The sequence below is a fragment of the Brevundimonas sp. genome (assembly GCF_035935935.1).
In the GTDB taxonomy this organism is placed as follows: Bacteria; Pseudomonadota; Alphaproteobacteria; order Caulobacterales; family Caulobacteraceae; genus Brevundimonas.
The window spans coordinates 25,395-39,383 of sequence record NZ_DASYWO010000002.1 but is presented as its reverse complement, the minus strand read 5'-3'; the positions used below and the strand labels follow the sequence as shown (position 1 = coordinate 39,383).

At 70.4% G+C, this 13,989-nt stretch carries 12 protein-coding genes; all 12 read left to right on the top strand.

Annotated elements, in window-relative coordinates:
- Nucleotides 1-10 precede the first annotated feature (10 nt).
- The 12 genes from VGR32_RS00600 (at nucleotide 11) to VGR32_RS00545 (ending at nucleotide 13,969) form a co-directional block, all read left to right on the top strand.
- Nucleotides 11-736 (top strand): metallophosphoesterase, encoded by a 726-nt coding sequence (locus VGR32_RS00600; RefSeq protein WP_327446997.1) that lies wholly within the window; start codon nucleotides 11-13, stop codon nucleotides 734-736.
- A complete protein-coding gene (locus VGR32_RS00595) occupies nucleotides 733-1,719 on the top strand; it encodes an ATP-grasp domain-containing protein (RefSeq protein ID WP_327446995.1) in 987 nt (328 codons plus the stop codon). Before VGR32_RS00600 ends, VGR32_RS00595 begins: the two co-directional genes overlap by 4 nt.
- Entirely contained in the window at nucleotides 1,716-2,642 is a 927-nt protein-coding gene (locus VGR32_RS00590; protein ID WP_327446993.1) for an NAD(P)-dependent oxidoreductase, read from the top strand. The genes VGR32_RS00595 and VGR32_RS00590 overlap by 4 nt, the downstream gene beginning before the upstream one ends.
- A 21-nt stretch (nucleotides 2,643-2,663) precedes the next feature.
- On the top strand, nucleotides 2,664-3,839 hold the full coding sequence (locus VGR32_RS00585) for a DegT/DnrJ/EryC1/StrS aminotransferase family protein (protein ID WP_327446991.1): 1,176 nt from the start codon (nucleotides 2,664-2,666) through the stop codon (nucleotides 3,837-3,839).
- A gap of 82 nt (nucleotides 3,840-3,921) precedes the next feature.
- Nucleotides 3,922-5,826, top strand: a complete 1,905-nt coding sequence (locus VGR32_RS00580) for a polysaccharide biosynthesis protein (protein WP_327446990.1) — start codon at nucleotides 3,922-3,924, stop codon at nucleotides 5,824-5,826.
- Nucleotides 5,827-5,963: 137 nt separating this feature from the next.
- A complete protein-coding gene (locus VGR32_RS00575; RefSeq protein WP_327446988.1) occupies nucleotides 5,964-8,126 on the top strand; it encodes a polysaccharide biosynthesis tyrosine autokinase in 2,163 nt (720 codons plus the stop codon).
- Nucleotides 8,126-9,337 carry a hypothetical protein gene (locus VGR32_RS00570; RefSeq protein WP_327446986.1) on the top strand — a complete coding sequence of 404 codons (1,212 nt, stop codon included), beginning with the start codon at nucleotides 8,126-8,128 and terminating at the stop codon, nucleotides 9,335-9,337. Before VGR32_RS00575 ends, VGR32_RS00570 begins: the two co-directional genes overlap by 1 nt.
- A gap of 23 nt (nucleotides 9,338-9,360) precedes the next feature.
- A complete protein-coding gene (locus VGR32_RS00565; protein ID WP_327446984.1) occupies nucleotides 9,361-10,698 on the top strand; it encodes an O-antigen ligase family protein in 1,338 nt (445 codons plus the stop codon).
- A gap of 40 nt (nucleotides 10,699-10,738) precedes the next feature.
- Nucleotides 10,739-11,761, top strand: a complete 1,023-nt coding sequence (locus VGR32_RS00560) for an NAD-dependent epimerase/dehydratase family protein (RefSeq protein WP_327446982.1) — start codon at nucleotides 10,739-10,741, stop codon at nucleotides 11,759-11,761.
- 114 nt (nucleotides 11,762-11,875) lie between these two features.
- Nucleotides 11,876-12,571 (top strand): polysaccharide biosynthesis/export family protein, encoded by a 696-nt coding sequence (locus tag VGR32_RS00555; protein WP_327446980.1) that lies wholly within the window; start codon nucleotides 11,876-11,878, stop codon nucleotides 12,569-12,571.
- A 4-nt stretch (nucleotides 12,572-12,575) separates the two neighbouring features.
- Nucleotides 12,576-13,571 carry a M48 family metalloprotease gene (locus VGR32_RS00550; protein ID WP_327446978.1) on the top strand — a complete coding sequence of 332 codons (996 nt, stop codon included), beginning with the start codon at nucleotides 12,576-12,578 and terminating at the stop codon, nucleotides 13,569-13,571.
- Between the two features lie 170 nt (nucleotides 13,572-13,741).
- Nucleotides 13,742-13,969, top strand: coding sequence for a hypothetical protein (locus tag VGR32_RS00545; RefSeq protein WP_327446976.1), 228 nt, complete (start codon nucleotides 13,742-13,744; stop codon nucleotides 13,967-13,969).
- Nucleotides 13,970-13,989 lie beyond the last annotated feature (20 nt).

The following is a 13,989-nucleotide window of genomic DNA, read 5'->3' as shown; positions in this document are numbered from 1 at the left end:
AGAGCGGGCCATGCGCCTCGCGGTCCTGAGCGACGTTCACGGGCACGCCCGGGCCTTCGACGCCGCCCTGACGGCGGCGCGCACGGAAGGCTTCGATCACATGCTGATCCTCGGCGACCTGCTGACCTACGGGGTCGAGCCGGAGCGCGTGATGGAGCTGACCGCCGGCGCGACAGCCCGGGACGGCGCCGCGGTGATCCTGGGCAACCACGACCAGATCTATTTCGACCTCGCCGAAGGCGGCTCCGACTACGCCGACGCCCTCCCCGATTGGATCCGCGAGTCCGTGGACTGGACGCGCGACCGCGTGGGCGGAAGCTGGGCGGCCGCGCCCTGGACCTGGCTGCCGGACTGGACGTGGGGCGACCTGTACGCGGCGCACGCCAATCCCTACGGCTACGGGGACTGGACCTATCTCTCGACCGAAGCGGCCCTGCAGGCGGCGGCGGAGGCGCTGGCCGCGCGGGGTCGCCGCCACGGCGTGTTCGGGCATACGCACCGCTTTCGCACCCTGACGGCCGCGGGCGTGGACGTCGTGGTCGTGGGTTCGCTGGGCCAGCCCCGCGACCGGCAGGACCCTTGCGCCCAGTGGGCCATGCTGGAGGTCGGACCGGGCGGCCTGACCGTCATGCCGCGCCGCGTCGAGGTCGACTGGGCCGCGCACGCCGCGTCGATCCGGGCCACGACGCTTTCAGATTCCACCAAAGACCGACTCTGCGGATTCTTCTCGACATGATCACGGTTCTCGTCACCGGCGCAGGCGCGCTTCTCGGTCAGGGCATCATCCGCGCCTTGCAGGCGTCGACGCTGGACGTCCGGATCGTCACGGCCGACCCCTCGCCGCTGTCCGCGGGACTGTACTGGGGCGATCGGGGCCACCTGATCCTGCCGGCCGCGGACCCCGACTATCTGGACCGCCTGTCCGAGGTGATGGACCTCGAACGGCCCGACGTCGTGATGGTCGGCACCGACGTCGAGCTCATGGTTCTGGCGACGCATCGGGCCGAACTTGAGGCGCGGCACGGCACGCACATTCTGGTCAGCGACCCGCGCGTGGTCGGCATCGCCGACGACAAATACCGGACCTTCGAGTTCTTCCGGGACGCCGGGGGCGCCCCGCCGGCGTCGGCCCTGCCCGAGAACGCCGACGAACTGGAAGCGGTGATCGAGGCCGTGGGCTTCCCGCTGATCGTCAAGCCGCGCATGGGCGCGCGGTCGATCGGCGTATCCCGGGTCAACGACCGGTCGGAACTGGCCGCCGCGCTGGCCGGCCGGGAAGGTCTGGTGGTGCAGGAGTGCGTCGGCACCGACGCCACGGAGTACACCGCCGGCGTGATCGTCTTCGACGGCAAGGCCGACGCCGCCATCGTGATGCGGCGGGACCTGCGGGACGGCAACACCTATCGCGCCTTCGTCGATCTGGACCCCGGCCTGCACGAAGCTGTGCTGGCGTTCGGCGAGCAGCTGAAACCCTACGGCCCGGCGAATTTCCAGTTCCGGCTGGACGCCGCCGGCCGGCCGCGCGTGTTCGAGATCAACGGGCGGTTCTCGGGAACGACGCCGCTGAGGGCGCTGGCCGGCTTCAACGAGGTGGAGATGTGCGTCCGCCGCATCCTGGACGGCACGCCGGTGACCCAGCCGAAGCTGGGGCCGCTGACGATCCTGCGCCACTGGAGCGAAACCGTGGTCCAGGACGGTGAACTGGTGCGCCCGGCATGACCGCGCCGTCGTCCACCATCGCCCTGACCGGCGGCACCGGTCTGGTGGGGAAGGCCTTCGCGCGGCTTGCGCTGGCGCGGGGCCATCGGGTGCGTCTGATGACGCGCAAGCCGCTTGAGCTCGACGACGCGCGGCTGGAACAGGCGGAGTTCGACCTCGCCGGGACCTCAGTTTCCGCCGACGCCCTGGCCGGATGCACCTCGGTCGTGCACCTGGCGGCGCACATTCCGGCGAACATGGCCGATCCGACCGAGGCGCAGGTCTGCTTCGACCGGAACGCCATGGCCACGCTGAGGCTGCTGGACGCCGCGGAGGCAGCGGGGGTCGGCCGGTTCGTCCACACCAGTTCCGCCAACGCCTATGCCGCCGGTCAGGCGCACCCGGACGAGGGGGCGCCCCAGTACCCGGTGCATCGCGGCACCTATTATCTGACGTCCAAGATGGCGCAGGAGCTGTTCGCCGCGCACCGGGCGACGGCAGGGACGACGGAGGTCGTGTGCCTCAGGCTGAGCTCGGTCTATGGGCCCGGCCAGCAAAAGGGCGCGTTGGTGGGGATGACCCGTTCGCTGCTGGGCGGTCAGGCGGTCACGCTGGCGAACGGCGGCCGTTTCGCCGCGGACTTCGTCCATGTCGACGACGTGGCGTCCGCGCTGATCGCCGCGCTGGGGCCCGGCGCGTCCGGCAGCTACAACGTGGGCAGCGGGGTGAGGTCGTCTATGGCGGAGATCGCCGACGTGCTGGCGCGCTGCACGGGGGCGGCCCCCTCACTGATCGTGCGACAGGACGTGGTCGCCGAGGATCCGGGATTTCCCGCACTGGACATCGGCCGCGCCCGACGGGAGCTTGGCTATGACCCCGTCGGCGTCGATGAAGGGCTGAAGAGCCTCGTCGACTTCCTGCGCGATCCGCAGCCGACCACCTGAACGCTCCGAGGTGACCCCTTCATGCTGAACAGCCCCTTCTCCCCCTGGCCGTCCTTCTCGCAGGAGGAGGTGGACGCCGTCGCCGCGACCCTGGCTTCGAACCGCGTGAACTACTGGACCGGCGACCGCGGACGCGAGTTCGAGCGAAAGTTCGCGGAGTGGGCCGGGACGCGTCACGCCGTGGCGCTGGCCAACGGCACCCTGGCGCTGGACGTGGCGCTGAAGGCGCTGGGAATCGGGCCGGGCGACGAGGTCGTGACCACGCCGCGCACCTTTCTGGCCTCGGCGTCGTGCATCGTCACGGCGGGCGCCGTGCCTGTGTTCGCGGACGTCGACCGCGACAGCCAGAACATCACGGCCGACACCATCCGCGCCGTTCTGACGCCCAGGACGCGCGCGATCATCTGCGTGCATCTGGGCGGCATGCCCTGCGACATGGATCCGATCATGGCGTTGGCGGAGGAGCGCGGGCTGAAGGTCATCGAGGACTGCGCCCAGGCGCACGGCGCGCGGTACCGCGGCCGCTCAGTGGGATCGATCGGCCACGTGGGGGCCTGGTCCTTCTGTCAGGACAAGATCATGACCACCGGCGGCGAAGGCGGAATGGTCACCACCAACGACCCTGACCTTTGGAGCTTCATGTGGTCATACAAGGACCACGGCAAGAGCTGGGAAGGCGTCTACGAGCGCGCCCATCCGCCCGGACCGCGGCTGGTCCACGACAGCTTCGGCACCAACTGGCGCATGATCGAGATGCAGGCCGCCATCGGCCTGATCCAGCTGGAACGCATGGCCGGCTGGACGGCGCGGCGGACGAAGATCGCGCTGAAGCTGGCTGAAGCCTGCGGACGGCATGACCTGCTGCGCGTGCCGCCCGTCCCGGCCCACGTGGATCACGCCTGGTACCGCTTCTACGCCTTCGTTCGGCCGGAACGGCTGGCCGATGGCTGGACGCGGGACCGGATCGTCGATGAGATCACGGCACGGGGCGTGCCCTGCCTGCATGGCTCGGCTTCGGAAGTGTATCTGGAGCGCGCCTTCGACGGCACGGGCTGGCGGCCGCCGCAACGGCTGCCCGCGGCGCGCGAGCTCGGCGAGACGGCGGTCTGCTTCCTGACCCATCCCACGCTGACCGACGAAGAGATCGACAGGACGGTCCGGGCGATCGACGAGGTCGCGGCGCTCGCGCAGCGCTGAAAAGGCGAACATTCTTGAAGTCGACACGTGCGACGCGCATAAGCCGCGCGTTGCCGGGCCGCCGCCCTGGGGGAACGCCACAGTGCACGTCGCCGTCGCCAAGCTGATCGTCCGCGCGGCCGTTCGCCTGCTCGCCCTGACCTTCGCGTACAGCATCGCCAAGTACGGCGACGTGGGCCCACTGCGCGCCCTGCAGACGGTCGAGGCCATCGGTCCGTACATGCTGGTCTTCCTCGCCCTGGGGCTGGCCTTCGACATCGCCATGCGCAGCTGGCGGAAATCGTGGCGCTTCACGTCGCTGAAGGACGTCCTGACGCTGGCGCAGGCTTCGACCGTCGTCGCGCTGGCGCTGCTGCTGGTGGTCTTCACCATGGACCGCGGCGAGGCCCTGCCCCGCTCGGCCTTGCTGCTGACCTGGCTTCTGGACGTGGGGATCGCCGGCGGCCTGCTGATGCTGCGACGGGCGGCATATGAGAACACGCTCGCCGACATCTTCCACCCGCTGCTGGGCCGCCCCGCCCCGCCGCGGCAGGCGCTGATGCTGATCGGCAGCCTGGAGTCGGCGGACTCCTTCCTGCGCGATCTGAACCGCGAGAGCGCGCCGAAATACTACGCCGCCGGCCTGATCGCCGCGCATGCGGGCGACGTCCGGCACGAGGTCCGCGGCGTGCGCGCGCTCGGCAGCGTCGAGGACGCCCCGCGCATTCTGGACGACTTCGCCCAAGGCGAGGGCGAGCGCGCGGTTCTGTTCCTGGACGGTGCGCCGGCGCCGGCCGATCTGGACGCCGAACTGCTGGCCAGACTCCGCGCCCGCAAGGTGCGGTTGGTGCGCCTGAACCGGATGACCGAGCTCGACACCGCCATCGGCGCGCTGTCGCTGCGGGAACTGGACTTCAACGAGCTGCTGGCGCGGCCGCCGGTCCATCTGGACCGGGAGCGCATGCGCCGGCTGATCACCGGCAAGCGGGTGCTGGTCACCGGGGCGGGCGGCAGCATCGGCTCGGAAATCTGTCGGCAGGTCGCCGGCCTGTCGTGCGCCCACGTCACGCTCGTCGACAACTCCGAGTTCGCGCTGTTCCGGATCGAGCAGGAAATCGCCGACGCCTTTCCGACGCTGTCGCGCTCCGCGCGACTTTGCGACGTCCGCGACGGCGCGCGGCTGCGCGCTTTCATGACGGCTGAGGCCCCTGAGATCGTCTTTCACGCCGCGGCCCTGAAGCACGTGCCGCTGATGGAGGCGCATCCCAGCGACGCCGTTCTGACCAATGTGATGGGCAGCGCCAACGTAGCCGACGCCGCCGTGGCGGCCGGCGCGTCGAACTTCGTCTTCATCTCGACCGACAAGGCCGTCGATCCGCCGAACGTCATGGGCGCGACCAAGCGTCTGGCGGAGCGCGCCGTCTGTCAGCGCCGGCGCGCCGGCGGCCCGCGCATCAACGTCGTCCGGTTCGGCAACGTCCTGGGCTCGGCGGGATCGGTCGTGCCGACCTTCCTGAACCAGATCGGCCGCGGCGGCCCGGTGACGCTGACGCACCCCGACATCGAACGCTATTTCATGACCATTCCGGAGGCGGTGCAGCTGGTCCTGCACGCCACGGCCAAGTCGGCCTTCGACGACGTGGAGGGCGTGCTGGTGCTGGACATGGGCGAGCCGGTGAAGATCATCGAACTGGCCCGCCGCCTGATCGAACTTCACGGCAAGACGCCCGGCGTCGACGTCGAGATCCGCGTCACCGGCCTGCGCCCCGGTGAGAAGATGACGGAGGCGCTGGTGGACGTGACCGAGACCGCCCGCCACTGCGATCCGGGAGTCATGGAGGTCATCGACGCCAACGGAGCCGTCACCCTGTCGGATGCGGAGATGCGCCGGCTCGAGACGGCCGCCCGCGAGGGAGACGACGCGCGCGTGAAGACGATGATCTTCGAGATCCTGACCCAGCTGCGGACCCCGCAAAAGGGGAAGGTGCGGCCTCTGCGCCGCGCCTGACGTTCGCCGCTCGCGCGTCACGGAAGTATGGGGTAAGGGCATCGACACGCCACGCGGCGATCGGTGGGAATTGAGCGGACACGTCTATGTGGGATGACAATATCGGCGCTCGCCGCGGAGATCCGCGCTCGCCGACGATGACCGGACGCCCGGACGCCGCGCCGGAGCTTGAGTTCGACTTCGCCCAGTACTGGCGCATCGCGGTCAAGCACCGGCTGGTGATCATCGGCGCCTTCGTGGCGACGATCCTGATCGCGCTGGCGCTGACCATGGTCATGACGCCGATCTACACGGCGTCGGCCACCCTGCAGATCGATCGCGAGAGCGTCCGCGTGCTGGACTCCAGCGACGAGCAGCCGCGCGAGTCGATGATGTTCGGCGAGGAGTTCTTCCAGACGCAGTACGGCCTGCTGGAGAGCCGTTCGCTGGCCGAGCGGGTCATCGACAGCCTGGGGCTGGCCTCGTCGGACGCCTTCATCGAAGCCATGGGCGCCACCCCGCCCGAGCGGGGCGACCGCTCGGCGGCGGAATTCGCGGCGATTCGGCGGGAGATCGTCATCGGGCTGGTTCGGGGCAATTTCTCGGTGTCCCCCACGCGGGGGTCGCGCCTGGTGGTGATCTCGTTCGACAGCCCCGATCGTGCGCTGTCGGCCCGCCTGGCCAACGCCTATGCCGAGAACTTCATCCAGGCCAACCTGGACCGCCGCTTCGAGTCCGCGTCGTACGCCCGCGAGTTCCTTGAGGAACAAATCACCCAGACCAAGTCCAAGCTCGAGGAGGCGGAGCGGGCGCTGGTCGACTATGCGTCGAACCAGGGGATCATCAATCTGACGGAATCCGCGGATGGCGAGGGCCAGACCCAGTCGCTGTCGGGCACCAATCTTTCGGCGCTGAACGCCTCGCTGGCGGAGGCCCGCGCGGCCCGCATCGCCGCCGAGCAAAGGTGGCGTCAGGCGCGCTCCGCGCCCCTGCTGAGCCTGCCGGAAGTGCTGCAGAGCCCCGCGATCCAGCGGCTTCAGGAAGAGCGCGCCCGGCTGGACGCCCAGTATCAGCAGAACGCCAGCGTCTACCAGGCCGACTGGCCGGCCCAGCGTCAGCTGCGCAGCCAGATCGAGGAACTGGACCGGCAGATCACGCAGCTGGCCCGCGGGGTCCTGAACTCCATCCAGGGCCAGTACGTCGTCGCGGCCAACAACGAGCGCGCGCTGGCCGCCCAGGTCGAGGGCCTGAAGGACGAGGTCCTGGACCTGCGCGACCGCAGCGTCCAGTACAACATCCTGTCGCGCGAGGTGGACACCAGCCGCTCGCTCTATGACGCCCTGCTGGAGCGCTACAAGGAAGTGGGCGTGACGGGGACGGTCGCGGCCAACAACATCTCCATCGTCGATCGGGCGCAGGTTCCGGACGCGCCGTCGAAGCCCGACCTGATCACGAACCTGATCCTGGCGGCGCTGATCGGCGCGGGTCTCGGCGCCTTGGCCGCGCTGATCCTCGAAGCCCTGGACGAGACGCTGGCGACGCCGGAGGATGCGGAAAGCAAGCTGCACCTGCCCATCCTCGGCGTCATTCCGCTGCTGCCGCGCGACCAGACGCCGCGCGAGGCCCTGGGCGACGTCCGATCTCCCTTCTCGGAAGCCTATTACTCGCTGCGCACCGCGCTGCAGTTCTCGTCGGCGGACGGCGTGCCCTCCAGCATTCTCGTGACCAGCTCGCGGCCCGCGGAAGGGAAGTCCACGACGGCTTACGCCACGGCGTTGAACCTCGCCCGCATCGGCAAGCGCGTCGTCCTGATCGACGGCGACCTTCGCAACCCGTCCATGCACCGCATCGTGGGCGTGGAAAACGCCGCGGGCATGAGCAACCTGCTGGCGGGCGCCGCGACGCTGGCGCAGGTGGTGCAGGCGACGTCGGAACCGAACCTCGGCATCGTGCCGTCCGGGCCCTTGCCCCCCAACCCCGCCGAGCTGTGGGGCGGCGACCGGCTGCGCGCCATCCTGGCCGACATGCGCGACGAGGTGGATCACGTCGTGATCGACGGCCCGCCCGTGCTGGGCTTCGCCGACGCGCCGCTGCTGGCCACGGCCGTGGGCGGCACCGTGTTCGTGCTGGAATCGCGCGGCACGCGTCGCGCCCAGGCGAGGGGCGCCCTGCGCCGCCTGACCATGGGCAGCGGTCGACTGCTGGGCGGGGTGCTGACCAAGTTCAACACCAAGGCGACCCAGTACGGCGGATACGACTACGCGTACGACTACAACTACGGCGCGGATCGATCCGACAAGAGGCGGAACAAGGGCTCCTGATGCCGTCCGAACGGGCCGCGAAAGCCGCCTCGGGCGCGAAGGGCTGGGCGCCCTACGTCCTCGTGGCCCTGCTGATCTGGCTGGCGTGGCAGATCGTCGTGGCGCTGCTGGTGCAGCGGGCCCCGGTCGAGGCGGCGATCCGCGTCGCGCCGGGCTCGCCGGCGGTGCTGAGCCGCGCGGCCGAGGCCGAGTTCGTCGCCGGCCGCAACGATCAGGCGCGCGATCTGGCCGAACTGGCGCTCAGGTCCTCGCCGTTCGACGTGCGCGCCCTGCGGGTCTTGGGGCTGGCGATCGCGAAGGAAGACGAGGCCGCCGCCGATCCGATCCTGACCCTGGCCGGGAACTGGAGCCTGCGGGACGATCCTTCGCATGCCTGGTTGATGACGCGCCGTCTGCGGCAGGGCGACTACGTCGGCGCCTTCGGACACGCCGACGCGCTGGCTCGACGTCGGCCCGAGCTTTGGCCGGGCATCTTCCGCCTGTTCACCACGGCCGCCGCCGAAGACCCGCGCGCGGTTCCGGCGTTGCTGCAGCGGATCGCGGCCCATCCGCCCTGGCGAAACGAGTATCTGGGCGTGCTGCGGAGCGACCCGCGCGGGCCGCAGGTCCAGGCGGCGATCGTTCTGGGACTGAACGACGGACCGGGCCGGCTGCGCGACCCGGAGCTGCAGCTGATCTACCGCGACTGGCTGGACGCCGGGCGACTTCCGGGCCTGATCGAGCTGCGCCGGCGCAGCGGCCGGCCCGCGCCGGGACTGCACGACGGCGGTTTCGACGGCCTGCCCGCACCGGCGCCGTTCGGCTGGCAGCTGGAGCAGAACCCGGGGGTGGTCGCGACCCTGTCGCAGGACGAGGACCGAGGCGGCATCCTCTACGTCGAGACCGACGGCTTCCGGGGGCAGACGGTGGCGTCGCAGCTGTTGCTCCTTCCGGCGGGCGCAGGCCGGCTCACCTTCCGCTCGCGTGTCGAGTCAGGCGTCGAAGACTCCCGCCTGCGCTGGACACTCGCCTGCGTCGAATCCGGCGCGCCGCTGGCGCAGCAGATCGTGCCCGTCTCCGCCGACTGGCGGGACGTGAGCGTCGCCTACGACGTTCCCGGCAGCGGCTGCACGGCCCAGTGGCTGAAGCTCGAAACCACCTCCGGCCCGCGGAGGACGTTCATCGCCGCTTCCTTCGACCGCGTCGCCGTCTTCGCCGGAGGCGCACGATGAGGGCCCGAAGGTCCGGCGCATCCGTGTGGGATCGGATCCCCGGCGGCAAACTCGGCGCCGGCGTCGCGGTCCTGATCGTGCTGGCCGTGCTGCTGGGCGGCGCCTCGAGAGGCAACGCGCTGCGGCTGAGCCTGCTGGAACTGGCCAGCCTGCCCCTCTTGGGAGTCGCCCTGATCCGGCTGTGGACCGACGGCAGCTGGCGACGGCATCGCTTCGCCCTGGCTCTTGCGGCGGCGGCGGCGGCCGTGCCGCTGATCCAGCTGATCCCCCTGCCCCCCGGCATTTGGCAGTCCCTGCCCGGACGCGAACAGGCGGTTCTGGCGCTGGAGGTCGCGGGCCTGCAGCCCGGCTGGTCGCGTTACAGCCTCACCCCGGACCTGACGTTGCGAAGCGCCCTGGCTCTATTGCCGCCGATGTCCGTCTTTCTCGCCGTGCTGGCCCTGCCGAGGGATCCGGGACGAGACGCCGCCCGGCTGTGGATCGGGCTGACGGTCGCCGGCCTGACGCTGGGAATCGCCCAGGTCGCCGTCGGGGCGGCGGCGCTTCACCCTTGGCCGACCTCCGAGGCCGGCGAGATGACCGGCTTCTTCGCCAACCGAAACCATTTGGCGACGATGGTGCTGACCGCCCTGCCCTTCTGCGGCCTGATGATCGGACGACGACTGCGTCGGGGCGACGACGGCCGCGCCGCCCTGTGGCTCTGGGCTGGCGTCGCCGCCCTGCTGGCGGCTCTGACGCTGGCCATCCAGTCGCGGGCGGGGGTCGTCCTGTTGCTGCCGATCCTGGCGCTGTCGGCCCTGGTGGCGCACATGGCCAGCGGCCGCGCCTTCCCCGGGCCGAAAGTTCTGGCGGTCCTCGCCGCGGGCTTCGTCGGCGTGGCGGCGCTGGGCTGGTTCGGCGGAGCGGCCGTGCTCGACCGCTTCCAGTCCGAAGAGGCGGAGCGACGGCTGGAGAACTGGCCCCTGATCGTCGAGGCGGCGCAGACGCACCTGCCCGCCGGCGCCGGAATGGGATCGTTCGACCGCGTGTTCCGGACGGTGGAGCCGCTGGAGGACCTGGACGCGACCTACTTCAACAGCGCGCACAACGACTACCTCGAGACGTGGCTCGAGGCGGGCTGGCTGGCGACGGCGATCCTGATCGCCTTTCTGATCTGGTTCGGGCGCCGGGTGCTTGAGCTGTGGCGCGATCCGCGGTCGCACGGTCGCGCGGCCCCGGCCGCCGCGGTCGCCATCGTCGCCGTGCTGGTGCACTCCGCCGTGGACTATCCGCTCCGCACGGTGACGCTGACGGTGCTGTTCGCGCTGTGCTGCGCCCTACTGGAGCGTAGGGCCGACCCGGCGCGCCGGGAACGGCGCTGAAGGACTGGCGCGCACGACGCGGGGGGCATAGGACCCTTGCATGACCCACACCGCGCCCGTCCTCGTCACCGGATCCGCAGGGTTCATCGGCTCGCACGTGGCGCTGCGGCTGCTGGAGCGCGGCGAGCGGGTCGTCGGCGTGGACGACCTGAACGCCTATTACGATCCGGAACTGAAGCGGGCGCGCCGGGCGCGATTGCTGGCGCACGCCGGATACGAAGACAACGAGCTGGATCTGGCGGACCGGTCCGGCATGGCCGCCTTGTTCGACCGCTACCGGCCCCGCCGCGTCGTCCACCTCGGGGCCCAGGCCGGCATCCGCTACAGCGTCGAGGCGCCTGAGAGCTACGTCGACTCCAACGTGGTGGGCTTCCTGACCGTGCTGGAGGGCTGCCGCGCGGTGCAGGCCGAACATCTGGTGTTCGCCTCGACCAGCTCCGTGTTCGGAGCCAACACCGCCCTGCCGTTCGACGTGGAGCAGGCGACCTCACACCCGCTGAATCTCTATTCGGCGACCAAGCTGGCCAATGAGTCTATGGCCCACGCCTACGCCTACGTCTTCGGCATCCCGTGCACGGGACTGCGGTTCTTCACCGTCTACGGCCCGTGGGGCCGGCCCGACATGGCGCTGTTCAAGTTCACCCGGTCGATCCTGAATGGCGAGCCCATCGACGTGTACGGCGAAGGCCGGATGGAACGGGACTTCACCTTCATCGACGACATCGTCGACGGCGTGATCGCGGCCCTGGACGACGTTCCGGAACGCGACCCCTCGTGGCGGTCGGAGCAGCCTTCGCCCGCCAGCAGCGGCGTGGCGCCGTGGCGGCTGCTGAACCTCGGCGCCGGACGCCGCGAGCCGCTGATGCGATACATCGAGGTGCTGGAAGCCAGGCTGGGTCGCAAGGCGATCCTGAACTCCCTGCCCGTCCAGCCCGGAGAGATGGTGCGCACCGAGGCCGGGCTGGCGCAGACCGAAGCGGCGCTGGGCTACCGACCCGGCGTGTCGATCGACGAGGGGGTCGGTCGGTTCGTGGACTGGTATCGCGGCTACTACGGCGTCTGATGGCGACTGGACCCCGCCGCACGGGGCTGTTACCCGTCCGGACGGCCCCACGGGCGTCGAATTCGGCAGGCAGCCTGCCCGAATCCGCAGCGGGGCGGCCTTAAGGATATGATGATGCGTCTGCTGCTTCTCGTCCTCGCCGCGCTGGCCGTCACGGCCTGCAGCACCACGCCCCGTCGTGACCCGTCCCAGACAACGGCGGCCACCGTGGTCGACCCCTTCGCCATGGCGGCGGCCGACGGCCCCGAGGCGACGGGCGAATATCGCATCGGCGCGACCGACAAGCTGAGCGTGACGGTGTTTCAGGTGCCGGACCTGAGCTTTCCGGAGATCGTGGTCGACGCCTCCGGCAACATCCAGATGCCCATGATCGGGTCCGTGCAGGCCGCCGGCCTTACGCCCAACCAACTGTCCGGCGACATCGCGCGCCGCCTGGGCGAACGCTATCTGCGCAATCCGCAGGTCACGGTGACCGTCAAGGAAGCCGCCAGCCAGAAGGTCACCGTCGACGGCGCCGTGAAGCGTCCCGGCGTCTACGAGATGCGCGGCCGGACCACCCTGTTGCAGGCCGTGGCCATGGCGGAAGGCCCCGCCCCGGCTGCGGACATTCAGAGCGTAGCCGTGTTCCGCACGGTCGGAGGACAGCGCATGGTCGCCGTGTTCGACCTCGCCGCGATCCGCAACGGCGCCGCCAGCGATCCCGTCCTCCTCGGCGACGACGTGGTGGTGGTCGACACTTCGCGCCTCAACGCGACGCTGCGGGAGGCGATCGCCACCCTGCCCGCCCTGTCCATCTTCACTCTGCTGTGACGCCATGATGCGCGAGGCGGCGCTGGCGATCGCCCTGCCGCTGACCGTGGCGGCGTGCGCCGCGGACGGCGGCAGCTCGCAGCCGCAAGCCCTGGCCGAAGGGCCTGCCGAGCGGCTTGAGGGCATCGCCGACATGGATCGCCGCGTGATCGGCGTCTTCCACCGTCTGATCGTGGCCAACGTGGACGCCTGTCCCGACAAGGGCTGGACCGCCGGGTGGAGTGTGCACGCCGCCAACCAGTATGACGGCGCCCTGCGCGACGTGCTTGTCGCCGAGGGGCTGGAGGGGGACCTGCCGGCGGTTTCCGCGATGGCTCCGAGCGGGCCCGCCGCCCGGGCGGGCCTTTCCCGGGGGGATGTGATCGTCGGCGTCGACGGCGTCCGCCTGGCGCCGGGCCAGACCGCCGGGCGCGCGCGGTACGAGGGCGTGGAGGCGAACTTGAAGACGATCGACGCCGCCCTGGCCGACGACGGGCCCGTGGTGCTCGCCGTCCGGCGGCAGGGGGTCGAGCGCGAGGTACGGATGATTCCCCAGGCGGCATGCGACTACGACGTGCATCTCGACGTGTCGGACGAGCTGAACGCGCGGGCGAACGGCTCGTCGGTTCACGTCTCCAGCGCTCTGGTTCGTTTCGCGACGAGCGACGACGAACTGGCCGTGATTCTCGGCCACGAACTGGCGCACAATGTGCTGGAGCACCGCGAAATCCTTGATCGCGAGGCGCCCGCGCGGCGGGTCTTCGGCAATCTCGCCGTGGCGCCGGGCCGGCTGGAGCGCGCCGAGCGGGACGCCGACCGCACGGGGCTGCAGCTCATGGCGCGCGCCGGCTTCGCCTACGACGTGGCGCCGGGGTTCTGGCGTCGGTTCGGGGAGGCGAACTGGCGCGTGCGTTGGGCCCAGTGGGGCCACCCGTCCGCCGCCGTCCGCGCAGCGCAGCTTGACCAGGTCGTGGCGGAAATCCGGGGAACCGCCCCGCTGGGCGGGAGTTTGACGCAGTGACTGCGGTCGCTCCGTGCCCCCCTCAAGCGGTGCCGTAAGGCCACAAGGGCACCCTTGGTTGAGCGAAATCAGTGGAAAAACGCTTGCCTTCCGCAACCGGTGGCGAGTAGAAGCATTCTCGGAAACGCGCGGACCAACCGCGCCAACTCAAAGTTTTGAAGGGGATTCAGATGCGTAAGACGATCGCCGCCGTTTCGGTCGGTCTGCTGCTGGTCGCTGGCCAAGCCGCCGCCGCCGGCTCCAACACCGCCGTCGCTCGCGTGGGCGACCGCGTCGGCGCCTCGGCCGACGGCTCCAACGAGTTCGCCGGCATCCCGCTGGCCGTGCTCCTGATCGGCGGCGCCGTTCTGGCCACCGCGATCGTGGTCGCCACGGACGACGACGGCGAAAGCGCCTAAGTCGGTTCCTCGCGGCTGAG

Bases quoted from the DNA above. Each gene is read 5' to 3' on its own strand.
- VGR32_RS00600 (WP_327446997.1), top strand. From the start codon at position 11: ATGCGCCTCGCGGTCCTGAGCGACGTTCACGGGCACGCCCGGGCCTTC.
- VGR32_RS00595 (WP_327446995.1), top strand. From the start codon at position 733: ATGATCACGGTTCTCGTCACCGGCGCAGGCGCGCTTCTCGGTCAGGGC.
- VGR32_RS00590 (WP_327446993.1), top strand. From the start codon at position 1,716: ATGACCGCGCCGTCGTCCACCATCGCCCTGACCGGCGGCACCGGTCTG.
- VGR32_RS00585 (WP_327446991.1), top strand. From the start codon at position 2,664: ATGCTGAACAGCCCCTTCTCCCCCTGGCCGTCCTTCTCGCAGGAGGAG.
- VGR32_RS00575 (WP_327446988.1), top strand. From the start codon at position 5,964: ATGACCGGACGCCCGGACGCCGCGCCGGAGCTTGAGTTCGACTTCGCC.
- VGR32_RS00570 (WP_327446986.1), top strand. From the start codon at position 8,126: ATGCCGTCCGAACGGGCCGCGAAAGCCGCCTCGGGCGCGAAGGGCTGG.
- VGR32_RS00560 (WP_327446982.1), top strand. From the start codon at position 10,739: ATGACCCACACCGCGCCCGTCCTCGTCACCGGATCCGCAGGGTTCATC.
- VGR32_RS00555 (WP_327446980.1), top strand. From the start codon at position 11,876: ATGCGTCTGCTGCTTCTCGTCCTCGCCGCGCTGGCCGTCACGGCCTGC.
- VGR32_RS00550 (WP_327446978.1), top strand. From the start codon at position 12,576: ATGATGCGCGAGGCGGCGCTGGCGATCGCCCTGCCGCTGACCGTGGCG.
- VGR32_RS00545 (WP_327446976.1), top strand. From the start codon at position 13,742: ATGCGTAAGACGATCGCCGCCGTTTCGGTCGGTCTGCTGCTGGTCGCT.